This window comes from Cryobacterium sp. TMT1-19 (assembly GCF_004403055.1).
GTDB classification, from domain to species: domain Bacteria; phylum Actinomycetota; class Actinomycetes; order Actinomycetales; family Microbacteriaceae; genus Cryobacterium; species Cryobacterium sandaracinum.
The window spans coordinates 51,031-76,477 of record NZ_SOHB01000049.1 but is presented as its reverse complement, the minus strand read 5'-3'; the positions used below and the strand labels follow the sequence as shown (position 1 = coordinate 76,477).

Sequence of the window (25,447 nt, the reverse complement as noted above, 5' to 3'; positions counted from 1 at the left end):
ACCACTGACCTAAGGAGAGACGGATGTCTGCCGCCGCCAGCACCACCCCACCTGACCCTTCCGCCAAGAGCTACGACGTCATCGTGATCGGCGCCGGCTCGGCGGGTGAGAACGCCGCCGACCGCACGACGCAGGCAGGCCTCCGCACCGTGATCGTCGAGGCCGAGCTGGTCGGCGGCGAGTGCTCCTACTGGGCCTGCATGCCGTCGAAGGCGCTCCTGCGCAGCGGAGCGGCCCTCGCCGCAGCCCGGCGCGTCGGCGGTGCGGCCGAGGCCGTGACCGGCGACCTGGACATCGCGGCCGTTCTGCGCCGCCGCGACTCCTTCACGAGCAATTGGTCCGACGAGGGCCAGGTGCGCTGGCTGGAGAAGACCGGGATCACCCTGGTGCGCGGCCACGCCCGCCTCACCGGCGTGCGGGAGGTGACCGTGACCGCTGACGACGGCACCACGACCGTGCTGGTCGCGGCGCACGCCGTGGTCGTCAGCACCGGGTCGGCGGCGCTGCTGCCCGATATTCCCGGTTTGGCAGCCGTGTCGCCGTGGACCAGCCGCGAGGCCACCAGCGCCCCCGGAATCCCGGACAGTCTGGCGATCATCGGCGGCGGCGTGGTCGCCGCCGAGATGGCCACCGCCTACGCCGGGCTCGGCGCCGAGGTCACGATGATCGTTCGGAGCGATTTGCTCGGCGGTCAGGAGCCCTTCGCCGGTGAACTCGTGCTCGCGGCCCTCCGGGGGGCGGGCGTCACCGTGCTGACCGGGGTGTCGACCACCGGGGCGGCCCGCACCGCCGACGGCGACGTGACCCTCACCCTCTCCAACGGCAGCGGGGTCACCGCGACCGAGGTACTCGTGGCCACCGGCCGGGTTCCCCGCAGCACGGATGTCGGGCTCGAGACCGTGGGCCTCACACCGGGCGACTGGCTCGAGGTCGACGACACCCTGCTAGTGCGGGGCACCGCGCCGAACCTGACCGGGGACTGGCTGTATGCCGTCGGCGACATCAACCACCGGGCCCTCCTCACCCACCAGGGCAAGTACCAGGCCCGCGCGGCCGGTGACGTGATCGCGGCCCGGGCCGCCGGCAGGCCCGTCGACGACGCCCCGTGGGGATCGCACGTCGCCACAGCCGACCATGCCGCCGTGCCGCAGGTCACCTTCACCGACCCCGAAGTGGCATCTGTGGGACTGACCCAGGCTGCTGCCGAGAAGGCCGGGTTCCGCACCCGGGTACTGGACTACAACTTGGGCCAGGTGGCCGGGGCATCCGTGCACGCCGACGGCTACACCGGGTCGGCGCGCGCGATCGTGGACCTCGACCGTGAGGTTCTGATCGGGGTCACCTTCGTGGGGCCGGATGTCGCGGAGCTGCTGCACGCGGCGACCATCGCCGTGGTCGGCGAGGTGCCGATCCGCAGGCTGTGGCACGCGGTGCCGAGCTACCCCACCCTGAGCGAGGTCTGGCTGCGGCTGCTCGAGGAGTACGGTCGCCCGTAGCCGCGCTTTCGCCCTCGCGGCGCACCCGGTGGAGGCTGGCGCACTTTCCAACCCGCGCCACCTTCCACCACCTGCCCCGCGCCACCTCCGCCGTGAATCGATCAAGGGAAACCCAGGCTTCCATCGTGGGGGCCACCTACGCTGGAGGAGTGCGCCGCATCTTCTTCGACTCCCCCATCAGCCGGGCCGGCTACCTCTACGCCACCACGGTCGGCGTGATCTGGGGTTCCATCTGGAGCACGGGCAAGGTCGAGCGCCGAGGCGGCCTCATCGTTTTTCGCGGGATGCCCGCCTGGGCATTCGGACGCGGCGGAGCCTGTGTCGGGGGCTGCTACCTGACCAACCAGAACGTGTCGATGGCCATCCTCGAACACGAGGCCGTGCACAAACGCCAGTGGCAGCGCTTCGGGATGGTTTTTCCGCTGCTCTACCTGGCGGCCGGCCGCAATCCGCTGCAGAACCGCTTCGAGATCGAGGCCGGCCTCAAAAAGGGCGGCTATGTCAAATAAGCCGGAGGACCCAGAATGACCGCACGCACCATCGTGATCACCGGCGCCAGCGACGGGATCGGCGCCGCCGCCGCCCGCGCCCTCAGCCAGTCCGGCGACCGAGTCGTGATCGTGGGCCGCTCGCCAGACAAGACCGCCGCGGTCGCCGAGGCACTGGGTGCCGACTTCCTCGTGGCCGACTTCGCCTGCCTCGACGAGGTGCGCACCCTTGCCGCCGAGCTGCAGGAACACTATCCGCGCATCGACGTGCTCGCCAACAACGCCGGCGGCATCATGGGCGACCGCGTAACCACCGTTGACGGCTATGAGAAGACCTTCCAGGTCAACCACCTGGCTCCCTTTCTGCTCACCACGCTGTTGATGGACCGACTCGTCGCCAGTCGGGCCCGGGTGATCAACACGTCCAGCGCCGCCAACCAGCTCTTCGGCAAGATCGACCTCGACGATCTGCAGGGCGAGACGAAGTATTCCGCGAACAAGGCGTACGGCGACGGCAAGCTTGCGAACATCCTCTTCACCAGGGAACTCCACCGCCGCTACAGCGACGAGGGACTCGCCACTGCAGCCTTCCACCCCGGCGTGGTGGCAACGAGCTTCTCCACCGGGTCGACGACCCTCATGCGCCTCATTTACCAGACTCCGCTCAAACGCCTGCTGCTCGGCGCTGAACAGGGAGCCGACACCCTGGTCTGGCTGGCCACCGCGACGCCGGGCACCGACTGGGCATCGGGCGAGTACTACGAGAAACGCCGCATCCAGAAGGCGAACAAGCAGGCCTACGACTCCCAGCTGGCCGCCGCCCTCTGGGAGCAGAGTTCCGCGCTGGTCGCCGCGCACTCGGCGCCTCTGGCCTCCTAGCCGGATCCTCCTGGCCGGAGCCTCCTGGACGAGACTTCTGCACGAGGCTTCCGGAGCGAGGGTTTTTGGGCGAGGCTTCCGGTGTCGAACGAATTCGACGGAGATTTTGCTTCGAAACGGTTCTCGCGCTGTTTTGGGCCGATTCGGCCAAAATTCTCCGTCGAATTCGTTCGGGGTTCGGGTCGCGGTGCGGAACTCCAAACGGGAGAAACTCCGGCTGCGCACCGGGCTCGCCACGGCTCCGGTCGATGGGCCTTGCCGCCCTGCGTCCTGCCTCCGCGGGTCAGGGCGGCCCAGCGCGCGCGCGTGGCCAACTCAGGATATCCGTCACCCGCAGTTACCAGCCGGTGCGGAGCAGTGCAGGATCAGCACGGATGTCCGGAGGGCCCGGACGGATCTCCTGAGTTGGCCACACGACGAGCCGGACGTGCCGCGGCACCTCTAGGTTCGGGCGCCCACCCTGAGCTCCCTTGTGGCCGAACCGGTGCAGCTCGGGGCCGGTGAAAGTGGACCGGGTGAATGGGGACGACAGCCGGAGCACGTGAGCAACCTCGACCGCGAATGGCCGGCAGCTCGCGCGGGGGCGGGTGGCGCCGGGCGCATCCGTCGAGGTAAGCATGTCCCACGTATGAAATGCCTGACCTAACGAGAATCCACCCGTTCACGGTGGCGGATCGGGCCGGTGGCGCGCATGATGGTCTGGGGGGCGTCGCGGTCCCCAGTGAATGTCACCGAGTGAATGAACCGGGTGAATGTCACCCAAGTGGAGGAACAGCATGAGCTACGCACACACCGTCACGGTCAATGTCTCGTTCGACGAAGCGGTCCGGATGGCCCGGGAAGCACTGGCCGACCAGGGATTCGGCATACTGACCGAAATCAACATACAGTCCACCTTCGCCGCCAAGCTCGGCCAGGAGGCCGCCGACGCCGTCGGCGACTACCTGATTCTCGGTGCCTGCAATCCCGCCCTGGCCCAGCGGGCCGTGACCGCCGACCCAGGCATCGGCGCCCTGCTCCCCTGCAACGTGGTCGTGCGCCGCCACGCGGGGGCCGGTGAAACCACCGTGGAAGCCCTCGACCCGGCCATCATGGCGCAGCTCAGCGCGAAACCGGAGATCAAGCAGGTCTCCATCGAAGCGGATGCCGGGCTGCGCGCAGCCCTCGCCGCCGTGCTCGCCGGCGCCGCGCAGTAACCTTGGGCCAGGCCTGATCAGGCGGGAAAACGTTGACCAGCGGGGGAATCAATGAACGAACGCACCGGAACAGGTGATCGGACCCGGTCCAGGATCCGGGGCGGCGTCGCCCTGACAGTGCTGGCGGGACTGCTGCTGAGTGCCTGCTCCTCAACCCCCGCACCGGGGTCCACCCCCACGGCCACCGAGGAGGCCACTGCGGTGGCCACTCCCACGACAACGGCTACGCCGACGCAAGCCGCGGCGCCCACCGTGTCGACGATCGTGATGAGCGGCTCCCGACTGGTCAGCCAGACCCCCGACGGGCAGACCGTGCAGACCGCGGTCTTGGACGACGGCCCCGACACGGCCATCGCATTGCTCACGAACGCCTTCGGAACGTCGCCGATCCAGACCGAGATGACTCAGGACGAAGCCTGCGATGCGCCTTCGACCCACTATGTCTGGGACGACGCAATGCTCTCCGTGTCGTCCATCGGGTTCACGGTCAGGTTCAGCGGCCCCTCCGTAGCGGGGATAGCCCTTCGGAGCAGCGGTGGATTCGCGGTCGGCGACAATGCCCAGGCCTTCTTCGATGCGCTCCCGGAGGATCAGGCGCACGATGAATACAACGACGGTTCAGGCCCCTTCGTCTACGACAAGGTGGCTGACGGTGCCCCCTGGGGTGAGGACGGCTCCTCCTTCGGCGGAGTGGCCCTGCTCCAGCCGGGCGGTGTCGTGAAGGCGATCGTCGCGCCCGACACGACGCGCGCCTTCTACTGCTGACGCCGGGCCACCGGCGCACCGGATAGAAAGCGGGACACGGAAGCGGGACACGAGAACGCCCGACCTCGAAGTGGCCGGGCGTTTTCGGTCAAGCGGATGCTGCTACGGGGCGGCGTAACCGGCTGCGTCCTCGGCCAGCAGGTCGGCCTCGGCCCAGGTCGCGAGGTTCGCGCGCAGTTTCGCGCCGAGGTCTGCGTCGACGCTGGTCCAGTACGCGATGGCTCGCTCGGTCACTTCGGGACGTTCCACCCCGCTGATGGCACCGGTGATGGTGTCGAGGAAGCGCGCCTTGGCGGCATCGTCGTAGACCTCGCGGTACAGCGTCCCGGCCTGGCCGAAGTCGCTGTCCTCGCTGCGCAGCTGCGCGGCGGCGCGCACGAGTTCGCCGTCGTTCTCCCAGCTTCCGTCGGTTGCCGCCTGCGGGTCGGCCACCGGGCCGCCCAGCGAGTTCGGAGCGTAGTTCGGGACATTTGTCGCGTTGAAGTGATAGCGAGCGGCGCCATCCTGCGAGTAGTTGTTCACGGGAGCCTTCGCGGCGTTCACCGGCAGCTGGTTGAAGTTCGTGCCGACACGGTATCGCTGGGCGTCCGGGTAGGAGAAGATGCGCGCCATCAACATCTTGTCAGGGCTCGCCGCGATGCCGGGCACGAAGTTCGCCGGGGAGAACGCGGCCTGCTCGATCTCAGCGAAGAAGTTCTCCGGGTTGCGGTTCAGGGTGTGCGTGCCGACCTTGACCAGCGGGTAGTCTGCGTGCGGCCACACCTTGGTGATGTCGAACGGGTTGAACCGGTAGGCCTTGGCGTCGTCGTACGGCATGATCTGCACCGAGACGTCCCAGGACGGGAAGTTTCCGGCATCGATGGCGTCGAAGAGGTCGCGACGGTAGTAGTCGGCGTCGGCCCCCGCGATGAGCTCAGCCTCCGAGCCCTCCATCTCGATGTTGCCCTGGTTGGAGGTGAAGTGGTACTTGACCCAGAAGCGCTCACCGGCGGCGTTGATCCACTGGTAGGTGTGCGAGCCGAAGCCGGGCATCTCGCGCCAGGAGCGCGGCAGGCCGCGGTCGCCCATCAGGTAGGTCACCTGGTGCGCGGACTCCGGGGAGAGGGTCCAGAAGTCCCACTGCATGGTCGCGTCGCGCAGGCCGGAGCCCGGCAGGCGCTTCTGCGAGTGGATGAAGTCGGGGAACTTGATGCCGTCGCGGATGAAGAACACCGGTGTGTTGTTGCCGACGATGTCGTAGTTGCCCTCGGAGGTGTAGAACTTCACCGAGAAGCCGCGCACGTCGCGCCAGGTGTCGGGGCTGCCCTGCTCACCGGCAACGCTGGAGAAGCGCTGCAGCGTCTCGGTGGTCGTTCCGGGCGCGAAGACGGCGGCGCGGGTGTACGCGGAGACGTCGCCGGTCACCTCGAAGACGCCGTGCGCTCCGCCGCCCTTGGCGTGCACGATGCGCTCAGGGATGCGCTCGCGGTTGAACTGGGCGAGCTTCTCGACCAGGTAGACGTCGTGCAGGGCAGTGACTCCCTCGGTTCCAACGGTCAGGGAGTGCTCGTCGCTGGCGACGGGCGTTCCCGTCTGCGTGGTGGTGGACTTGATTGTCATCGTGCTCCTTCGTTCGACAGCGGTGCAGGTGTGGAAAGCGCGGTAAGTGTGGCGGTCTGGCAGTCGGGGCAGAGGCCCCAGTAGGTGACCTCGGCGGTGTGCACGGTAAATCCGGAGGTGTTCGAGGGCGTTAGGCAGGGGGACTCACCCACGGCGCAGTCGACGTCGTGCACCGCGCTGCACCGGGTGCAGACGATGTGGTGGTGGTTGTCGCCGACCCGGCGTTCGAAGAGAGCCGGGGAGCCGGCCGGCTCGATCTTGCGGGCGATCCCCACGCCGGTGAAGGCCGCGAGCACACCGTATACCGCCTGCAGTGAGGTGCCCGGCAGCTCGGCTCGAACCGTGGCGTAGAGCCGCTCCGCGGTCGAGTGCGGGGCCTGGTCGAGAACACGCAGCACCGCCAAGCGGGGCCCGGTGACCTTGAGCCCAGACGCACGGATGCTGTCGGCGAGCAAGCCGGACGCCTCAACCGCCCGCATCCGCCCTATTTCCGTCATGCGCCCCACGCTAACAGTTGTTTTGAATTACTCAAAACAATTGGTGACCACCGGGCGTGGCGCGCGCGGGCTGCTGCGCGCGGATCACCGGCTCAGGCCGGCGAGCCAAGTGCCGATTGGTAAACGTCGACGACCCGGGCCAGGAAGGCCTCGATGACCTCTCGTTCCTCATCAGAGAGATCCTGGGTGAGCGCCGCCACTCCCCCGATCACCGGAAGCAGTTGCTGGAACGCCCGCGAAACCGACTCCTGAGCCGGCACCACGACCACCTTGCGCCGATCCGACGAGTGCGGATGGCGCTGGGCGTGACCGAGGGCCACGAGCCGGTCGACCACGAGAGTGGTTGCCGCCGTGGAGATGTCCAGGCGGCGGGACAGCTCGCCCGGGGTCAGCGACCCCTCCCGGATCAGGTGCTCCATCGCGGACAGGTCGGTGGCGTTCACCTCGAGCGCCTGCCCGACCTGGCGCTCGAAGGCGCGGGACAGGTGCACGATGTCGTGCAGCTGGAAGCCTATCCGGTCCGAAACCGGCAGACTGGAATCCCGACTTTCGCCGCCCCCCGGCGCGCCGACGACCCCGGCCGCGGAGCCGGGAGCGAACTTGCGACGCTCTTCCATAGGAGCCATACTATTACGAAGATTGCTAGGGCGCCTAGCAATCAGGCTTCTTGGAGGAATTTTGCTCGCGATTCAGCGGTTCATCACCGGTCGACGCACGGCCTGGATCGTACTGATCTTGACGATCGTCGCCGTCGGTCTGCTCTTCTCCCTCCTCCCCTCCGACGATTCCGAGGAGTTCCCCACCTCCGGGCTGCCCACATCCAGCCAGGCCGCACAGGTCGACGCTCTCCTCGCCGAGTTCCCCTCCGCCGAGCAGACCTCCGCGATCGTGGTCTGGACCCGGGAGGGTGCCGACCTGACCCGGGCCGACATCGCAGCCATCGCCGAACGCAGCACCGCCCTCGCCGAGCAGTCGATCGTGCCGCAGGCCACCATGCCGCGGTTCAGCGATGACGGGCAGGCCGCGATCAGCATCGTTCCGCTGGACGCGGACGAGGCCAACGCCGACATCGGCGGGGCGGCCACCGGCATCCGTGACGCCGCGTCCGACGCACTGCCGAGCGGTCTGAACGCCTTTGTCACCGGCGCCGTCGGCTTTCAGTCCGACATCACCAACGCCTTCGCCGGTGCCGACTTCCGGCTGCTGCTCGTCACCGTGATCGTCGTCGCCGTGCTTCTGATCGTCACCTACCGCAGTCCCGTGCTCTGGATCGTTCCGCTCGTCGTCGTCGGCATCGCGGACGGCATGTCCGGGGTCGTCGTCGGCGCCCTGGCCGAGCCGTTCGGCATCACCCTCGACCCCTCCGTCGCCGGCATCCAGTCCGTGCTGGTCTTCGGCGCTGGCACCAATTACGCCCTGTTGCTCGTGGCCCGCTATCGCGAGGAGTTACTCCGCACCGAGAACCGCAACGACGCCATGCTGGCCGCGGTGCGCGGTGCCGGCCCGGCCATCGCCGCCAGTGGCGGCACGGTCGCGCTCAGCCTGCTCACCCTGCTGTTCGCCGAGCTGTCCGGCAACCGCGCGCTCGGTTTCGCCTGCGCTATCGGTGTCGTCATCGCCATCATCTTCGCGCTGGTCGTGCTGCCGGCTGCCCTTGTGGTCTGCGGTCGCGGCCTGTTCTGGCCGTTCATCCCCCGCTTCGTGCCGGGCGCCGGTGCCGAGCTGCGTCCCGGCTTCTGGACCCGCCTCGGTCGGGGCGTGCAGCGCCGTCCGATCGTGGTCACCGCGGCATCCGTCGCCGCGATCGGCGCCCTCAGCCTGGGCCTGATCGGCGCCTCCGTGGGGCTGTCGCAGGCCGACCAGCTCCTCGGCAAGCCCGAATCGGTGCAGGCGCAGGCCATCGTGAAGGAATCCTTCTCGGCCGGCTTGACCAGCCAGACCATCGTGCTGGTACCGGATGCCGCGGCCGCCGAGGCCACGACGCTTGCCACCGACACGCCCGGCGTCGAGTCCGTGCTGCCCGGCGAGAGCGCGAACGGCCTGACCCGGCTGAACCTCTCCCTGTCCAGCGAGCCGGGCAGCGACGAAACCTTCTCCGTCATCGACACACTGCGCGGCACCTATGCCGACACCTCGGGCGACGTGTCCGAGGCGCTGGTCGGCGGCAGCGACGCCACGGCGTTCGACAACAAGACGAGCGCCCAGGCCGACCAGGCCCTGATCATCCCGATGATCCTGGCGATCGTGTTCTCCATCCTCGCCCTGCTCCTGCGCTCCCTGGTGGCACCCGTTCTGCTGATCCTCAGCGTGCTGGCGACGTACTTCGCCAGCCTCGGTGCCTCCAACTGGATCTTCCAGAACCTGATGGGCTTCCCCGCCTTCAACACCAACGTGGTGCTGTTCGCGTTCCTCTTCTTGGTGGCCCTCGGAGTGGACTACAACATCTTCCTCACCACCCGAGCCCGGGAAGAGAGCATCCGGTTCGGCACGAAGGAGGGCATGGTGCGCGCCCTGTCGTCGACGGGCGCGGTCATCACGAGCGCCGGCATCCTGATCGCGGCGGTCTTCGCCGTGCTGGGCGTGCTGCCGGTCGTGGCTCTCACCCAGATCGGCGTCATCGTCTGCATCGGCGTGCTGCTCGACACGCTCGTGGTGCGCACCCTCGTGGTGCCGGCGCTGGTGTTCCTCACCGGCGACAGGTTCTGGTGGCCGTCCCGTCCGGCCGCGAAGGCCCCGCTGGTCTAGCGCACCGCGGTCGAGAATCCGTGTCGAACCCCGAACGAATTCGGCGGAGATTTTGCTCTAAACCGCGTGTTTAGGCTCAAAAACCGGTGTTTGACCCAAAATCTCCGTCGAATTGGGTCAAGTTGGTTTGACGCCACGCGCTCGGAATCACTCAGCGGGCGCACGGGAGTCCGAGGCCGCCGGCCTCGGGCGGCGTGCGGTGCTGCCACTGCAGCCTCCGTTCGAGCTGCGCACCGAGCGCCAGTAGCGTGGCCTCCCCGCCCGGCCGGCCGATCAGCTGTACTCCCATCGGCAGTCCAGCCCCGGTTTCGGCAACGGGCAGCACGATCGCGGGCAGTCCGCTCACGTTGACCATGGACGTGAACGGGGTGTACTGCACCTGCTGGGCGAAGTTGCGCTCCCCGTCGACCGCGTCGTACCAGCCCAGCGGGCGCGGCGTGAGCGCGAGCGCCGGGGTCAGCACCGCGTCGAACCGGGACAACTGGCGGATGAACGACCGCTCGTAAGCCGACAGGGCCGCGAGCGCCTGAGCCAGATCCCGAGCGGACAGCTCCCGGCCGCGGTTCATCAGCCAGCGGGTGAGCGGCTCGAGCAGCTTCTCCTGCTCCGGGGTGTCGGCGGGGATGCCCGCAGCGCCGGCCTGCCAGATCGTGCGGAACGCCGGCACATAGCTGTCGTCGGGCTCGAGCGCCGTCTCCTCCAGGCCATGGCCCATACTCGCGAACCCGTCGACGGCCACCATCAGGGCGGCCAGCGCCTCGGGAGCGATCTCGATCGGGTAGGCGTCATCCCAGGCGGAGGTTGTCATCACGCCGAGCTGGAACCGGCCCTCGCCGCGCACGGCGGCGGCCAGCAGAGGTGCATCGTCGCCGGGGGGCCGGAGCGAGTACAGGTGCTGCGGATGCCCGCCTCGCGGCGCGATCATGGCGTCCAGCAGCAGGGCGGCATCCGCCACCGTCCGTGCCAGCGGTCCGGCCACGCTGAGACCGCCGAGCGCGTTGATCCCGGACGATGAGGGCACCCGGCCGCGCGACGGTTTCAGGCCGACGAGACCGCAGGCTGCCGCGGGGATCCGCACCGAGCCGCCGCCGTCGGAACCCGGAGCGAAGGGAAGCAGCCGGGCGGCGACGGCCACCGCCGCCCCGCCGCTGGAGCCGCCCGCGCCCCGGGAGCGGTCCCACGGGTTGCGCGCGGGCGGCCCGGCCAGCGTCTCGGTGTACGACGGCAGCCCGAACTCGGGCGTGCTGGTCTTGCCGAGGCTCACGCCGCCGGCCGCGTCCAGGGCGAGCACGAGATCGTCGGACTCGGCCGGCACGTAATCCTGCATCAGCCGCGATCCGAACCGGGCCGGCACGCCGGCGCGGCTCTGCAGGTCCTTGTCGGCGAAGGGCAGACCCCAGAGCGGCATGCTGCGCGGCATCAGCTGCTCGACGAAGCGGGCCCGCTTCCGCGCGGCATCCGCTGTCACGCTCACGAACGCGCCGAGGCCGGAGTCCTGAGCCTCGATCCGGCCCAGGTAGTGCTCGGTCAGCTCGGTGGGGCTGATCTCACCGCGCTGCAGCGCCTGCCATTGTTCGAGAGCGGTCAGTTCATGCGGAGCGGCCATCCCCCGAGCCTAGCCAGCCGGGATGCCGGGCATCGGCGCGACGGAGCGGCGAGACGCTCAGCGGCGCGACGCTCAGGAGTGGGACAGTCCGGTCAGCAACGCCTGGAACGCCCGCGGCGCGGCGCGGAGAACGGATGCCGCCGCCCACGACCCGGCCCACGGCAGCAGCTGCGCGACGTTGATGATCTCGTACTGCACGAGCGACCCGGCCTCCTCCTCGGGCAGCACCTGGTACTCGCCGCGGTACCACCAGCCGCGCCGCAGCACGAGTCGGCGTCGGTCCCGGTCGATGTGCACGTTGCCCCCGCCGGCCGCCCCCGAGGCCATCGCCGTCACGAGCTGGTTGAACACGGCGTCGGGGCCGGCCTCGAGGTGTCCTGCGAACGAGCGCAACACGGTGTGGCGCTCGGGCAGGGTGGGCAGGGCATCGGTCATCCCTCGATTTTAGGCGTCCGCTGGCCGCAGGCTCGCCGCTGCGCCTATTTGAGGCTCTTCTGCAGGAGCACGGTGCCGAGCCAGCGGTCGAACTTGAAGCCGACCTTGCCCATCCGGCCGATCTCCGCGAATCCGAAGTCGAGGTGCAGCTTGATCGACGCGTCGGCGCCCTGGTCGGCGACGACCGAGATGATCTCCTTGAGCCCGGCCGCCTGGGAACGCTCGATGAGTTCGCCGAGCAGCATCCGGCCCAGTCCCTTGCCGGTGGAGGCCGCTCCGAGGTAGATCGAGTTCTCGACCGTGAACCGGTAGGCGCGTTTCTGCTTCCACGGGCTGACCAGGGCGTAGCCGAGCAGCTGGCCGGCCGGGGAGACGGCCACGATGAACGGCATCCCGAGCTTGCCCAGATAGTAGAACTTGCTGCGCCACTCGGCCAGGGTCATCGGGTCGACGTCGAAGGTGACCGTGCTGTTGGCGACGTAGTAGTTGTAGACCTCCCGGATATACGGCAGATCGGTGATTTGGGCCTCACGCATGGTGAATCCGAACGGCGCCTCTTCCGCGGGCGTCGGTCGAAGGTGTCGGGGCAATTGCCGACGCGGCTGGTATTCCTCTTCAAGCACAGCTAACTCCTCCAGAGAGCTCCAGATTACCCGAGGGACCAGTCCACCGGGGCCGCCCCGGTGCGGCCGAGGTACTCGTTGGCCCGGCTGAACGGCTTTGAACCGAAGAATCCGCGCCTGGCCGACAGCGGGCTCGGGTGCGCGGACTCGATCACCGGCGTGTCCCCGAGGAGCGGCCGCAGCGTGCCGGCATCCTTCCCCCACAGGATCGCCACGAGCGGCCGGTCCCGGGCGACGAGGGCACGGATGGCCTGCTCGGTCACGCTTTCCCAGCCGCGGCGCCGGTGCGACCCGGCCAGGCCGGCCTGCACGGTGAGTACGCGGTTGAGCAGCAGCACCCCCCGCCGCGACCACGGCGAGAGGTCTCCGGTGGCGGCGGTGACGCCCACGTCGTCGTGCAGCTCCCGGCAGATGTTCGCCAGGCTGCGCGGCAGAGGTCGCACGTGTGCCTCGGTCGCGAAGGCGAGCCCGATCGGATGTCCCCGGGTCGGGTACGGGTCCTGGCCGACGATGAGCACCCGCACGGCGTCGAACGGCTCGGCGAAGGCGCGGAAGACGTTCTCCGGGGACGGTAGCCAGATGCGGCCGGCCAGAGTCTCGGCGCGCAGGAGCTCCGCCATCCGGTCGATCTCCGGCCCCACCGGCGCCAGCGCCTGGGCCCAGCCAAGATCGATGGCCCGGCTCTCGGTCAGCGCCGCGAGGGTGACGGGCATGATGCTCGGCTCAGGCCCCGAAGGTGCTCACGAGCACCCCGCCGTCGGCCTCGCTGACCCGCCAGACACTGCCGGCTCCGACGACGCTGAGCGCGCCCTCCCCGACGACCAGCGCGGTGTTCTCGTCGACGGCCAGGCCGCCGTCGATCAGGCCGGCCTCGGTGGCCGCGACCAGCCGGGACAGCGTGCCCCACTGGGCGGCGTGCACCTCCACGGTGACGTCGAGCAGCCCGATGCCGGGTTCGACGGTGATCTCGTCGAGCCCCTCGGCGGCGTGTTCGCCGCTGACCTCGACGCCGCCCATGCGCCAGCCGCCGATCAGGGCACGCTCGGCCGCGATCATCGCGCCGGCAGAGAATCCGAGATAGGGGACGCCGGCGGCCACCTGACGACGGATCTCACCGAATATCGGGGCCACGGCGACCAGGTAGGCGGGGGTGACTCCGCCGCCGACCAGGATTCCGTCGGCCTCGGACACAGCGGTCAGGGCGAAGACGTCGCCCGGGGCGACGACGGTGACCTTCGGCTCGAACTCGCCGGCCGCGGAAACGGCGGCGAGCAGGTTCGCGGCGTGGTCGGCGGCGTCTTCGGCACGCACGACGAGGATCGCGATGCCAGGCTCCGCGCGGCCTGCCACGACTCCGCGCGCCGTGGCCTCGGCCAGGAAGGGTCCGAAGACGGCCGCGTCTGTCCGGGGGTTCCAACCGCCGCCGACCAGGTGCACGCTCACAGCAGGGCGCCCCGGGCCACGAGGGGCAGGCTGGCGGCGAGCAGGCTCGCGACAGGCAGGGCGTCATCGAGCTGTGCGCCGCCCGGCAGGCTCGCACCGGTGAGGCTCTCCGCTACGGGAGGCAGCGAGGACCAGGGGAACACGATCCAGCGGTCCGTTTCACACCAGGTGAAATCGGGCACCAGCACGGTGCGAGGCTTCGTGTACAGGGTGGCGGTGCGCACCTCGCAGGCGGTTTCCCGCAGCAGCGCGACGACCATCGCGAGGGTGTGCCCGGAGTCGGAGACGTCGTCGACGAGCAGCACCCGCAGGCCGGTTAGCGACGGCGCGTCGAGCATCGGTCCCGACAGGACCGGCACGGGGAGGCGCTCGTCGACGCCGGTGTAGAACTGCACGTTGATGCTGCCGCAGTTCTTGGTGCCCAGCGCATACGACATGGCGCCGGCGAGCAGCAGCCCGCCGCGGGCGATGGCGATCACGACATCCGGCTGGAAGCCGCTCGACAGCACCGCCTTCGACAGCTGGCGGGACGCGTCCGCGAACACGTCCCAGCCCAGCACTTCCCGCTCAATTCCGGTCACATCACGTGCAGCGTCGTCCGCGTCGAATCCCATTTCCCAATGGTAGGTCACGGCGCGGTCACGGTGAGCTCAGGCCAGGTGCCGCTCCTCGTGGCCGTTATAGAGCGAGAGCGGCCGGATCAGGGCATTCGATGCGGTCTGCTCGATGATGTGCGCGGTCCACCCGGTCAGTCGCGCCGCGACGAAGATCGGCGTGAAAGTGAGGGTGTCGAATCCCATCAGGTTGTACGCAGGTCCCGACGGGTAGTCCAGGTTGGGCAGGATGCCGGTGCGCGTCGTCATCCCCGCCTCGAGGGATTCGTAGAGCTCCAGCAGGTCCGGCCGGTCATAATGCTCGACTAGGGTGACCAGCGCGGTGCGCATGGTCGGCACCCGCGAGTCCCCGTGCTTGTACACCCGGTGGCCGAAGCCCATCACCTTCCGCTTTGCGGCGAGGGTCTCGTTCAGCCACGCCTCGGCGCGCTTCCCGGCGCCCAGGCCGAGCCCGATTTCGTCGAAAATGTGCATCACGGCCTCGTTTGCCCCGCCGTGCAGCGCGCCCTTGAGAGCCCCGATCGCTCCGGTGACCGCGGAGTGCAGGTCGGACAGGGTCGAGGTGATCACGCGGGCGGTGAACGTCGACGCGTTGAAGGAGTGCTCCGCATACATGATCATGGACACATCGAACGCGTTCACGACCACGAGTTCGGGCACCTCGCCGAACGTCATGAACAGGAAGTTGGCCGAGTAGCCGAGGTCGCTGCGCGGTTCGATCAGCTCGAGGCCGTGGCGGCGGCGCTGGTCGTAGGCCACGATCGCCGGCATCTGGGCCCAGAGCCGCAGGCCCTTGGCACGGTTGGCCGCCGGCGACGCGTCGGCCGCATCGGGGTCGTTCGCGCCGATCAGGCTGACCGCCGTGCGCACTACGTCCATCGGGTGCGCCGTCATCGGCAGCTCGTCGATGACGCGCTTCACCGCAGGAGTCAGGTGCCGGAGGGAGCGTTCCTGCTCCTCGAATTCACCCAGCTCGACGTCGGTCGGCAACTCGCCGTGCCAGAGCAGGTAGGCCACCTCCTCGAAGCTCTTCTGTGCCGCGAGTTCCTGCACCGGGTAGCCCCGGTACAGCAGCGAGTTCGATTCGGGGTTGACCTTGGACACCTGCGTATGGTCGACCACGACGCCGGCGAGGCCCTTGTAAATGGTCGGTTCGTTCTGACTCATGTAGCTCCCTTGCGTTGAGACTGGATCTGCGTGCGGGGCCGGGCTGCTACGAGGCAACATCCGGGTTGAGGGTGAAGTTGAAGACGCCGGAATCGAAGTGGCTGTACGACTCGTAGTCGAGCAGCTCGTAGAGCCTCGCCCGGTGCTGCATCTCCGGCAGCAAGCCGGTCAGTGAGCCCTGCGCCTCGATGGTGTCGAGGCCGCGTTCGGCCGCCCCCATCGCGAGGCGCAGCAGGGACACCGGGAAGATGACGATGTTCATGCCGACATCCGCCAGCTGCTGGGTCGTGTAGAGCTCGCCCTTGCCGAACTCGGTCATGTTCGCCAGCACCGGCACGTCCACGGCGGCGCGGATGGCCGCGAACTCGGCCAGGGATGCCATCGCCTCCGGAAAGATCGCGTCAGCCCCGGCGTCGACGAGCTTCTTCGCCCGGTCGACCGCGGCAGCCAGGCCGTCGACGGCACGGATGTCCGTGCGCGCCATGATCAGGAAGTTCGGGTCGCGCCGGGCGTCGACGGCCGCCCGGATGCGCTTGGCCGCCGTGTCGTCGTCGACGACCTGCTTGCCGTCGAGGTGACCGCAGCGTTTCGGATTGACCTGGTCCTCGATGTGCATGCCGGCCAGGCCGGCATCCTCGAGCGTCTGGATCGTGCGTGCCACGTTCATCGGCTCGCCGAAGCCGGTGTCGGCGTCCACGATCGTGGGCAGGTCGCTCATCCGGGCGATCTGCTGGCTCCGGCCGGCCACCTCGGTGAGAGTGGTCAGGCCGATGTCGGGCAGACCCAGGTCGGCCGAGAGCACCGCGCCGGAGATGTACACCCCTTCGAAGCCCTTGGCCGCGATCAGTCGGGCCGAGAGCGGGTTGAACGCACCGGGGAAGCGCAGCAGCCGGCCGCTCGCCAGGTCCTCGCGGAACGCGGCCCGCTTGGCGGCAGGGCTGACTTTCGAGTACAACATCAGAAGATTCCGTTCGGGGTGGGAAGTGAGGCGAGCAACCCGTTACGGGCCACGATGGTGAGCTGGCCGAGCTCCCCGGCGCCAAGCCGCGGCAGGCGTTCGGCCGCGGCGAGGAAGCGCACGATCTCGCCCTCCTCGACCACGTCGGCCGCGAGGGTGCGGAACTTGTGCACGTATTCGGCCCGCCCGAACGGCTTCGCGCCGAGCGGATGGGCGTCGGCGACGGCGATCTCGTCGACGACCCGGCTGCCGTCGGTGAGCTCGATCTCGACTCGACCGCCGAAGGCCTTCTCGGCCGGGTCGAGCGAGTGGTACCGGCGGGTCCACTCGCTGTCTTCCGTGGTGATCACCTTGTTCCAGAGGGCGATCGTGTCGGCCCGGCCGGCGCGTTCGGGCCGGTAGGAATCCACGTGGTGCCAGCTGCCGTCCTGCAGGGCGACCGTGAAGATGTACGGGATGGAGTGGTCGAGGGTCTCCCGGCTGGCCGTGGGGTCGTACTTCTGCGGGTCGTTCGCGCCCGAGCCGATCACGTAGTGGGTGTGGTGGCTGGTGTGGATGACGACGGATACGACGTTGGCCGGATCGGACAGGGCCGGGTGCTCCCGGTGCAGCTTCCGGGCCAGGTCGATCCACGCCTGCGCCTGATACTCCGCCGAGTGCTCCTTCGTGTAGCTGTCCAGGATGGCGCGCTTGGCTTCACCATTCGACGGCAGCGACACCTCGTAGGCGGCATCCGGCCCGTCGAGCAGCCAGGCGATCACGCCGTCTTCACCCTCGTAGATCGGGGTGGGGCTGGTTTCGCCGCGCATCGCGCGGTCGACCGCCTCCACCGCCATCTTGCCGGCGAAGGCCGGGGCGTGTGCCTTCCAGCTGGAGATCTCGCCCTTCCTGGACTGCCGGGTGGCCGTCGTGGTGTGCAGCGCCTGCCCCACCGCCTGGAAGATGGTCTCGGGGTCGAGCCCGAGCAGGGTGCCGATGCCGGCGGCCGCCGACGGGCCGAGGTGGGCCACGTGGTCGATCTTGTGCGCGTGCAGGCTGATGCCCTTGACCAGGTCGATCTGGATCTCGTAGCCCGTGGCGATGCCGCGCACGAGGTCGCGACCGGTCAATCCGCGGGCGGTGGCGAGGTGCTGGGCGACCGCGACGACCGGCGGGATGTTGTCGCCGGGGTGTGAGTACTCGGCGGCGAGGAACGTGTCGTGGTAGTCGAGCTCACGCACGGCGACCCCGTTGGCCCAGGCCGCCCACTCAGGTGACACCCGGCGGGAGCGCTGCTCACCGAACACGGTCGCCCCGACGCCGTCGAACGAACGCGGGTGCGCCAGCGCCTGCGAGCGGGCCGACACCACCGGGCGCCGGGTCAGCGACGCCGCGGCGACGGCGGCGTTGTCGATCACTCGGTTGACGATCATCTCGGTCACCTCGTCGCTCACCGCGACCGGATCGGCAGCGACCTCGGCGATCTTCCAGGCCAGCTGGTCGGTGCGGGCAAGGTTCTCGTCGCTGCGGTGAACACGAACGTGGTGGAGCTGCACGGTGGATCCCTTCGATTGGTTCGATTGGTTCGATTGGTTCGAATAGTGCGGTTAGCGCGGTGGAGGCGATGGGTCGGCCGGAACGGCCGACGATCCCCGGAGGGTCGCGAGAACGCTGGTGAGGCTCTGGTGGAGGTGCACGTGCGTGGCGTGGGCGGCCAGCGACGAGTCACCCGCCAGAACGGCGTCCACGATGAGCAGGTGCTCGGCGGCGGCGCTTCGGAGCCGGTCCGGGTTGTCCCGGGCCAGGCGACGGATGCGGGCGAGATGCGTGCGCACCCCGGCGAGCGCACCCACGAGGAAGGGGTTCGCCACGGCCACGTCGAGGGCCAGGTCGAACTCGTCGATCAGCTCGTAGTAGCGGCGTAGTCCCGCCTTGCCGTGCCGGAGCAGCTCCGGGGCCGCAAGGAACTGCGTGCGGAGAGCCTCGAAGACCGCCGGGTCGCGGCGCTCGGCGGCGATCCGGGCGGCGTGTTCCTCCAACGCCCGTCGCACCTCGTAGAGTTCCCCGATTCTGTCCACGCTCATCTCGGTGACCATGAACCCACGGCCGGTGCGGCCGGCCACCAGACCGTCGGCGATCAGCCGGGCTATCGCCGCGCGCAGAGGGGTGCGCGACACCCCGATCCGGGCGGCCTGCTCCACCTCGAGCAGCCCCGTGCCGGGCGCCAGGAGGCCGTCGAGAATCTCGCCGCGCAGCTGCCGGTAGGCGCGTTCACTCGCGCGAACCGGAACCGTGGTCCCCGTCGTTGGGGTTTCTGTATACACAAATCACATGTTATTCCCTTATTGCGGGATTTGTGCCAGACTTCACGAATTCTATGTATACATAGGAACTTCAACGGAGAGGTTCGAATGTCAGGGGAAGCTTCGGCGGGGTATCACGACCTGTGGCAGAGAAGCATCGATGACGGCACGCGTTCGGCGTTCTGGCTGCAGGCAGCCCGGGCAATCGACTGGACCGTTCCGCCGACGGTGGCGCTGGAGGAACGCTTCCCCGGCGCTTGGCGCTGGTTCCCGGACGGCGAACTCAACACCAGCTACAACGCGCTCGACCGCCACGTGCTTGCCGGCCGCGGCGAACAGACGGCCGTCATCTACGACTCGGCGATGTCCGGCACCCGGGTGCGCCTGAGCTACCGCGAACTTCTGGGACGCGTCGAGCGCTTCGCCGGGGTGCTCCGCGCCAGCGGCGTCGGCCGGGGCGACCGGGTGATCGTCTACCTGCCGATGATCCCGGAAGCCATCGTCGCCATGCTGGCGTGTGCCCGCATCGGCGCCATCCACTCCGTCGTCTTCGGCGGCTTCGCAGCCAGCGAGCTCGCCGTGCGGATCGACGATGCGCGACCGACCGTGATCGTGACCGCCTCCGGCGGCCTCGAACCGGGCCGGGCGGTCGAATACCTGCCTCTGGTCGAACGCGCCCTCGCTCGCAGCAAGGGCTCGGTGCACACCGTCATCGTGCGCGACCGGGAGATGGTCCCCGGCTGCGCCGCCGACTACGCCGGCACCAGCGACGTGGCCTGGCTGGACTGGGCCCACGAGGAGAACGAGGCCTCCCCGGCCGCGCCGATCAGCCTTCGCTCCGACGACCCGCTCTACATCCTGTACACCTCCGGAACGACCGGCAATCCGAAGGGGATCGTCCGCGACAACGGCGGCCACGCCGTGGCGCTGGCCTGGTCGATGGCCAACATCTACAACGTCAAGCCCGGCGACGTCTTCTGGGCGGCCTCTGACGTCGGCTGGGTGGTCGGCCACTCCTACATCGTCTATGCCCCGCTGCTGGTCGGCGCCACCACGGTCATCTATGAGGGCAAACCGGTCGGCACCCCGGATGCCGGGGCGTTCTGGCGCGTGGTGGAGGACTACCAGGTGTCAGTCCTGTTCACGGCGCCCACGGCCATCCGTGCCATCCGCCGCGTCGACCCTGACCTGGTCGAACTGGCGGGGCACGACATCCAGAGCCTGCACGGGCTGTTCCTGGCCGGCGAACGCCTCGACCCGGAGACATACCACTGGGCCAATGACGGGCTGCACTGCCCGGTGGTCGATCACTGGTGGCAGACCGAGACCGGCTGGGCGATCTGCGCGAACCCGCGGGGCATCGCCGACATCCCGACGAAACCGGGCTCGGCCACGTTCCCGGTGCCCGGCTACGACATCGCCATCCTCGATTCCCAGGGCAAGCCGGTCACGAAGGCCGGCAAGGACGGCAACATCGCCATCCGCCTCCCGCTGCCGCCCGGCACCCTGCTCGGGATCTGGGGCAGCGAAGACCGCTTCGAAAGCTCCTACCTGTCGGCTTTCCCCGGCTTCTACGCCACCGGAGATTCCGGCCACTTCGACGAGGACGGCTACCTCTATGTGATGGGCCGCACCGACGACGTGATCAACGTCGCCGGGCACCGACTGTCCACCGGCTCGCTCGAGGAGGTGCTCACCCTGCACCCCGCGGTCGCCGAGTGCGCGGTGCTCGGCGTGCGCGACCCGCTCAAGGGGCAGCGCGCGGCCGGCTTCGTCACGCTCAAGTCCGGGGCCACGATCGACCACGACACTCTCGGCGCAGAGCTCATCGCGCTGGTGCGGGAGCATGTCGGGCCGGTGGCCGCGTTCCGAGACGTGACCATCCTGGACCGGCTGCCGAAGACCCGGTCGGGGAAGATCCTCCGCAAGACCATCCGGCAGATCGTCGATGGCGAGGCCTACACCGTGCCGCCGACGATCGAGGATCCCACGGTTCTCGACGCCCTCAAGCAGGCCGTGCATGGAGTCGGCCCGCACACCTGAAGCACCAGTCGACCCCCACAGATCACCCCAGCACCATCCCACACAGTCACATCCCTTCACCGGAGCAAAGGAGCCCGCATGGCGGAATCACTGAAAGACAAACTCCCGGACGGAGTAAAACCGTCCACCATCGACTACATCGCGTATGAGAAGACGCCGAAGTTCATCCAGCTGAAGAAGCAGCGCCGCGGGTTCGTGCTGCCGCTGGCCGCCTTCTTCTTCATCTGGTACTTCGCCTTCGTGCTCGTCGCGGCCTACCTGCCCGACGTGATGGCAATCCCGGTCTTCGGCAAGTTCAACCTCGGACTGGTGCTCGGCCTCGGCCAGTTCGTCACCACCTTCGCCATCACCATGTGGTACGTGTCGTACTCGAACCGCCGTCTCGACCCCCTCGGGGCCGAGCTGCGTGCCGAGCTTGAGGAGATGGACAAGAAATGATCGCAACCAGCATTCTGCAGTCCCTGCCGGGCCGCCTGGCCCAAGCCGTCGAACCTGCGGAAAACAACCCCGTGCTGAACATCTCGATCTTCCTCGCTTTCGTGGCGGTCACCCTGATCGTCGTCATCCGCGCCGGGCGCAACAACAAGACCGCGGCCGACTACTACACCGGCGGCCGGTCCTTCACCGGCCCGCAGAACGGGTTCGCCATCGCCGGCGACTACCTCTCCGCGGCATCGTTCCTCGGCATCGTCGGGGCGATCGCGGTCAGCGGTTACGACGGCTTCCTGTACTCGATCGGCTTCCTCGTGGCCTGGCTCGTCGCCCTGCTGCTGGTGGCCGAGCTCATGCGCAACACCGGCAAGTACACCATGGCGGATGTGCTCTCCTTCCGCCTGCGTCAAGGTCCCGTGCGCGTGGCCGCGGCGACGACCACCCTTGCCGTCTGCTTCTTCTACCTCCTCGCCCAGATGGCCGGAGCCGGCGGCCTCGTGTCGCTGCTCCTCGGCATCAACGACAAGGTCGGGCAGTCCGTCGTGGTCACCGTGGTCGGCGGCCTGATGATCATGTACGTGCTCATCGGTGGCATGAAGGGCACCACCTGGGTGCAGATCATCAAGGCGTTCCTGCTCATCATCGGCGCATTCGCGATGACCGTCTGGGTGCTGGCCATCAACGGCTTCAACTTCTCGGCGCTTCTCGACTCGGCCATCGCCGCCTCGACGAGTGTGCCGGCCGACGCCATCCTGGTGCCCGGCCTGAAATACGGCGAGAACCCGCTCGACTTCGTCTCGCTCGCCATCGCCCTGGTGCTCGGCACCGCGGGCCTGCCGCACGTGTTGATGCGCTTCTACACGGTGCCCAGCGCCAAGGAAGCCCGTCGCTCGGTCGTCTGGGCGATCTGGCTGATCGGTGCGTTCTATCTGTTCACGCTGGTGCTCGGCTTCGGTGCCGCCGCGCTCGTCGGAGCAGATGTCATCCTCGCCGCTCCCGGCGGAGTGAACTCGGCCGCGCCGCTGCTCTCCCTCGCGCTCGGCGGACCGCTGCTGCTCGGCTTCATCTCGGCCATTGCCTTCGCCACGATCCTGGCCGTGGTGGCCGGGATCACGATCACCGCCGCGACCTCCTTCGCTCACGACATCTATATGAGCGTGATCAAGAAGGGCAAGGGTGACCCCGACGCCGAGGTCAAGGTCGCGCGTCGTACCGTCGTCATCATCGGCATCCTCTCGATCGCCGGCGGCATCGGCGTGCAGGGGCAGAACATCGCCTTCCTGGTGGCCCTGGCCTTCGCCGTCGCGGCGAGCGCCAACCTGCCGACCATCCTGTACTCGCTCTTCTGGCGCGGCTTCACCACCCGCGGCGCCGTGTGGAGCATGTACGGCGGCCTTGCGGTCACCGTCGGTCTGATCATCTTCTCGCCGGTCTTCTCCGGCACGGAGACGTCGATGTTCGGTGCAGACGTCGACTTCGCCTGGTTCCCTCTGAGCAACCCCGGCATCATCTCCATCCCAATCGGGTTCTTCCTGGGCTGGCTCGGCTCGGTCACCAGCACCCGCAAGGAAGACCCGCTGCTGGCCGCGGAAATGTCCGTGCGGTCCATGACCGGCTTCGGCGCCGAGAAGGCCTCCGAGCACTGATCGAAACCGTACGACCCGCATGACCACTACTCCCCTCGGCTGCACCCCAGCCGGGGGGAGTAGTGTCGTTCCGCGGGCTGGAGGGCCAGACCATCCGCCTGCGCCGAGCCTTTGACGCATGACTGGAGAAGATTCTCAATGAAAGCTGCACGTTTCCACGGCCAGAAAAACGTCCGCATTGAAAACATCGAAGAGCCGGAGACCCGCAGCGGCACAGTGAAGATCGCAGTCGCCTGGTGCGGCATCTGCGGCACCGACCTTCACGAGTATCTCGACGGCCCGATCTTCATCTCGGCGCCCGGCCACCCGCATCCGCTTTCGCATGAATCCCTCCCGGTCACCATGGGCCACGAGTTCGACCTCACCAGCGAGGGCTTCGACACCCTGATCAACCACAACGACACCGCTGTGAAGATCCTGGTCCACCCCTAGGCAGAACGCTTGAGTGCGTCAGTCTTTGGGTGCCAGCGGCCCCCGCGCGACTCGCGTGGGGGCCGCCTGTGCAACCGGCTTAATCACGATCAGGTCCAGATTGACGTGGGCCGGGCGTTCGACGCTCGACACGATCGTCTCGGCAATATCTTCGGCGGTGAGCGGATTCGGCACCCCGGCGTAGGCCGCGGCGGCCTTCTCCGCATCACCGTTGAAGCGCACCAGCCCGAATTCCTCGGTCTGCACCATCCCGGGGGCAACTTCGATCACCCGGATCGGCTCGCCATTCAATTCCAGGCGCAAGACTTCCATCAGGGCGTGCGCGGCGAACTTCGCCGCGTTATACCCTCCACCTCCGAGGTAGGCGACATGACCCGCAATGGACGTGACCGTGACGATGTCGGCAGCGCCGCCCTCCGCCCGGATCCCGGCCCGCAGCAAGGGCAGCACGGCGCTCGTGACCCGCTTGACCGCGAGCACGTTGATCTCGAACATCCAAGCCCAGTCCTCGACCTTCGATTCCTCGACGGTGTCCAGCCCCACCGCGCCGCCCGCGTTGTTGACCAGCGCGTGCACCGGCCCGGACGCCGCGAGATAGTCGCGCAGCGCGTCCACGTCGGCCTGCCGGGTGAGGTCGGCCGTGAAGACCTGCGCCCCGGTCTCCGCCTGCAGCGTCGCGAGGCGGTCGGTGCGGCGAGCCACCCCCACCACATCCCAGCCCCGCTGGCGGAACAGGCGCACGGTGGCGGCACCGATCCCCGAACTCGCACCGGTCACAACGACTCTTTTTGTACCCATGGTTCCATTCTGGTCGGAGAAGCAGCATGATGAGCCCACGCGCCGCCGGAATACCGCACGTGCAGAAACGACGCGTGCCGCTCTGGGACAATGCGCGCTGGATCGCGATCGCCCTGGTTGTGCTCGGGCACGCCATCCTGAAACTCATCGCCGAGTCGGATGTCGCCTACGAGTTCTATCTGTTCGTCTACGCCTTCCACGTTCCGCTGTTCGTCGCCGTCAGCGGGTACTTCGCCCGGTCGGGCCCGCTCGGCACCCGCCAGCTGCATCGTCTGGTCACCGACATCGTGCTCCCCTACGTGATCTTCGAGACGATCTGGACAGTCGTGCACTGGCTACTCGGCGGCGAATTCCGCCTGGACTACTCGTCCCCCTCCTGGACCCTGTGGTTCCTGATCGCCCTCCTGGCCTGGCGCCTCGCCCTGCCCTTCCTCGTGCTGCTGCGCCATCCGCTGCTGATCAGTGTGATCATCTCCGTCGGCGCCGGGTACTTCGCGTCGATCGACAGCACCTTCGCGCTGTCGCGCACGCTCGGGCTGCTGCCGTTCTTCGTCTTCGGCTGGCAGCTACGCCAGTGGAAGCTCACCGACCGCTGGCTGGGGCTGCACGCCACCGCGGTATGGCACTGGCGGATCGGCGCGTTCACCCTGTTCACGGCACTGCTGGGCGTGATCGTGGCGAACATCGACGCCCTTCGTGAGGCGCAGGTGCGCCAGTTCCTGCTCTACGACGAGGCCTACCCGGCGTTCGGCTACGACCAGCTCTGGGCCGGCGTCATCCGTCTGGGTCTGCTGCTGCTCGCGTTCGCCCTCATCGTGGCATTCCTGGTGCTCATGCCCCGGCGACGGCTCTGGTTCACGCCCTACGGCGCGGCCACGATGTACATCTACCTGCTGCACAGTTTCGTGCTGTTCCTCCTGCGCGAGAGCGGGGTGCTCGGCGGACCCCAGCCGGGCTGGGTGCTGCCCGCGATGATCGGGTTCAGCGCGCTGATCTCCATCGCCCTCTCGCAGCGGATCGTGCGCAGGGCGTTCCACCCGCTGATCGAGCCGCGCGCCCGCTGGCTGTTCCGCAAGACGGCGCGCACCGACACCGGCACGATCGTGCTTCCGCACCTCGACGCGCCTGCCGGCACGCTCGCCGCCGAGCCTCCCGCAGAGCCTCCCGCAGACGCACCGCCCGCAGACCCTGCCGCCGGCACACCGCGCGACACGCCGCGCTGACCGCTTCGTGACGCTGTGTTGCGGTGTCCGTTGCCAGCTCGACAACCCCCTGCCTAGAATCGCTGGCAGAGCGCTGGAAG

Annotated in this window: 24 protein-coding genes and 1 pseudogene; 11 read left to right on the top strand and 14 right to left on the bottom strand. The window is 68.5% G+C overall.

Annotated elements, in window-relative coordinates; all coding sequences use genetic code 11:
* Window positions 1–23 precede the first annotated feature (23 nt).
* The 5 genes from E3T40_RS12910 (at window position 24) to E3T40_RS12890 (ending at window position 4,824) form a co-directional block, all read left to right on the top strand.
* On the top strand, window positions 24–1,496 hold the full coding sequence (locus tag E3T40_RS12910; protein WP_134543990.1) for an NAD(P)/FAD-dependent oxidoreductase: 1,473 nt from the start codon (window positions 24–26) through the stop codon (window positions 1,494–1,496).
* Between the two features lie 125 nt (window positions 1,497–1,621).
* On the top strand, window positions 1,622–2,005 hold the full coding sequence (locus E3T40_RS12905; RefSeq protein ID WP_104194101.1) for a Fe-S oxidoreductase: 384 nt from the start codon (window positions 1,622–1,624) through the stop codon (window positions 2,003–2,005).
* A gap of 15 nt (window positions 2,006–2,020) precedes the next feature.
* Complete coding sequence (locus E3T40_RS12900; RefSeq protein ID WP_134543987.1) at window positions 2,021–2,863, top strand: SDR family NAD(P)-dependent oxidoreductase; 843 nt, start codon at window positions 2,021–2,023, stop codon at window positions 2,861–2,863.
* A 776-nt stretch (window positions 2,864–3,639) separates the two neighbouring features.
* Window positions 3,640–4,059, top strand: a complete 420-nt coding sequence (locus E3T40_RS12895) for a DUF302 domain-containing protein (RefSeq protein WP_104170191.1) — start codon at window positions 3,640–3,642, stop codon at window positions 4,057–4,059.
* Window positions 4,060–4,110: 51 nt separating this feature from the next.
* The gene (locus tag E3T40_RS12890; RefSeq protein WP_134543984.1) at window positions 4,111–4,824 is read left to right on the top strand and encodes a hypothetical protein; all 714 of its coding nucleotides are present in this window, start codon (window positions 4,111–4,113) and stop codon (window positions 4,822–4,824) included.
* Between the two features lie 102 nt (window positions 4,825–4,926).
* Here E3T40_RS12890 and E3T40_RS12885 read toward each other — a convergent pair whose 3' ends face one another.
* The 3 genes from E3T40_RS12885 to E3T40_RS12875 form a co-directional block, all read right to left on the bottom strand.
* Window positions 4,927–6,423, bottom strand: coding sequence for a catalase (locus tag E3T40_RS12885; protein WP_134543981.1), 1,497 nt, complete (start codon window positions 6,421–6,423; stop codon window positions 4,927–4,929).
* Window positions 6,420–6,920, bottom strand: coding sequence for a Fur family transcriptional regulator (locus E3T40_RS12880; RefSeq protein ID WP_233193978.1), 501 nt, complete (start codon window positions 6,918–6,920; stop codon window positions 6,420–6,422). Before E3T40_RS12880 ends, E3T40_RS12885 begins: the two co-directional genes overlap by 4 nt.
* A gap of 92 nt (window positions 6,921–7,012) precedes the next feature.
* The gene (locus E3T40_RS12875; RefSeq protein ID WP_233193979.1) at window positions 7,013–7,537 is read right to left on the bottom strand and encodes a MarR family winged helix-turn-helix transcriptional regulator; all 525 of its coding nucleotides are present in this window, start codon (window positions 7,535–7,537) and stop codon (window positions 7,013–7,015) included.
* A gap of 61 nt (window positions 7,538–7,598) precedes the next feature.
* Between E3T40_RS12875 and E3T40_RS12870 the strand changes: the two genes are divergently transcribed.
* Window positions 7,599–9,665 (top strand): MMPL family transporter, encoded by a 2,067-nt coding sequence (locus tag E3T40_RS12870; protein WP_134543978.1) that lies wholly within the window; start codon window positions 7,599–7,601, stop codon window positions 9,663–9,665.
* Window positions 9,666–9,816: 151 nt separating this feature from the next.
* Here the strand turns inward: E3T40_RS12870 and E3T40_RS12865 are convergent, their stop codons facing one another.
* From E3T40_RS12865 to E3T40_RS12820, 10 genes are all read right to left on the bottom strand, one after another.
* Window positions 9,817–11,271: an amidase gene (locus E3T40_RS12865; RefSeq protein WP_104170197.1), complete on the bottom strand. Its 1,455-nt coding sequence runs from the start codon at window positions 11,269–11,271 to the stop codon at window positions 9,817–9,819.
* A 72-nt stretch (window positions 11,272–11,343) separates the two neighbouring features.
* Entirely contained in the window at window positions 11,344–11,706 is a 363-nt protein-coding gene (locus E3T40_RS12860; protein ID WP_134543975.1) for a hypothetical protein, read from the bottom strand.
* Between the two features lie 44 nt (window positions 11,707–11,750).
* Window positions 11,751–12,329, bottom strand: coding sequence for a GNAT family N-acetyltransferase (locus E3T40_RS12855; protein WP_174720224.1), 579 nt, complete (start codon window positions 12,327–12,329; stop codon window positions 11,751–11,753).
* Between the two features lie 26 nt (window positions 12,330–12,355).
* Window positions 12,356–13,042, bottom strand: coding sequence for a uracil-DNA glycosylase (locus E3T40_RS12850; protein ID WP_104170200.1), 687 nt, complete (start codon window positions 13,040–13,042; stop codon window positions 12,356–12,358).
* 10 nt (window positions 13,043–13,052) lie between these two features.
* Complete coding sequence (locus E3T40_RS12845; RefSeq protein ID WP_134543973.1) at window positions 13,053–13,772, bottom strand: Type 1 glutamine amidotransferase-like domain-containing protein; 720 nt, start codon at window positions 13,770–13,772, stop codon at window positions 13,053–13,055.
* On the bottom strand, window positions 13,769–14,386 hold the full coding sequence (locus E3T40_RS12840; protein ID WP_104170202.1) for a phosphoribosyltransferase: 618 nt from the start codon (window positions 14,384–14,386) through the stop codon (window positions 13,769–13,771). The genes E3T40_RS12845 and E3T40_RS12840 overlap by 4 nt, the downstream gene beginning before the upstream one ends.
* 36 nt (window positions 14,387–14,422) lie before the next feature.
* Entirely contained in the window at window positions 14,423–15,553 is a 1,131-nt protein-coding gene (locus tag E3T40_RS12835) for a bifunctional 2-methylcitrate synthase/citrate synthase (RefSeq protein ID WP_104099879.1), read from the bottom strand.
* Between the two features lie 46 nt (window positions 15,554–15,599).
* A complete protein-coding gene (prpB, locus tag E3T40_RS12830) occupies window positions 15,600–16,511 on the bottom strand; it encodes a methylisocitrate lyase (RefSeq protein ID WP_104170203.1) in 912 nt (303 codons plus the stop codon).
* The gene (locus E3T40_RS12825; RefSeq protein WP_134543970.1) at window positions 16,511–18,046 is read right to left on the bottom strand and encodes an MmgE/PrpD family protein; all 1,536 of its coding nucleotides are present in this window, start codon (window positions 18,044–18,046) and stop codon (window positions 16,511–16,513) included. Before E3T40_RS12825 ends, prpB begins: the two co-directional genes overlap by 1 nt.
* Window positions 18,047–18,097: 51 nt before the next feature.
* Complete coding sequence (locus E3T40_RS12820; protein ID WP_104170205.1) at window positions 18,098–18,814, bottom strand: GntR family transcriptional regulator; 717 nt, start codon at window positions 18,812–18,814, stop codon at window positions 18,098–18,100.
* Window positions 18,815–18,901: 87 nt separating this feature from the next.
* On the opposite strand from E3T40_RS12820, the gene E3T40_RS12815 reads away from it, so the two are divergent.
* The 4 genes and pseudogenes from E3T40_RS12815 to E3T40_RS12800 form a co-directional block, all read left to right on the top strand.
* The gene (locus E3T40_RS12815) at window positions 18,902–20,836 is read left to right on the top strand and encodes an AMP-binding protein (RefSeq protein WP_134543967.1); all 1,935 of its coding nucleotides are present in this window, start codon (window positions 18,902–18,904) and stop codon (window positions 20,834–20,836) included.
* Window positions 20,837–20,914: 78 nt separating this feature from the next.
* Window positions 20,915–21,274 (top strand): DUF485 domain-containing protein, encoded by a 360-nt coding sequence (locus E3T40_RS12810; protein ID WP_104099874.1) that lies wholly within the window; start codon window positions 20,915–20,917, stop codon window positions 21,272–21,274.
* Window positions 21,271–22,914: a cation acetate symporter gene (locus E3T40_RS12805; RefSeq protein ID WP_104170207.1), complete on the top strand. Its 1,644-nt coding sequence runs from the start codon at window positions 21,271–21,273 to the stop codon at window positions 22,912–22,914. Before E3T40_RS12810 ends, E3T40_RS12805 begins: the two co-directional genes overlap by 4 nt.
* A gap of 138 nt (window positions 22,915–23,052) precedes the next feature.
* Window positions 23,053–23,280 (top strand): annotated as a pseudogene (locus E3T40_RS12800) (alcohol dehydrogenase catalytic domain-containing protein); the annotation flags it as partial.
* 84 nt (window positions 23,281–23,364) lie between these two features.
* Here E3T40_RS12800 and E3T40_RS12795 read toward each other — a convergent pair.
* Window positions 23,365–24,144, bottom strand: a complete 780-nt coding sequence (locus E3T40_RS12795; protein ID WP_104170208.1) for an SDR family oxidoreductase — start codon at window positions 24,142–24,144, stop codon at window positions 23,365–23,367.
* Window positions 24,145–24,170: 26 nt separating this feature from the next.
* On the opposite strand from E3T40_RS12795, the gene E3T40_RS12790 reads away from it, so the two are divergent.
* Window positions 24,171–25,367 (top strand): acyltransferase family protein, encoded by a 1,197-nt coding sequence (locus tag E3T40_RS12790; protein ID WP_134543964.1) that lies wholly within the window; start codon window positions 24,171–24,173, stop codon window positions 25,365–25,367.
* Window positions 25,368–25,447: the final 80 nt, after the last annotated feature.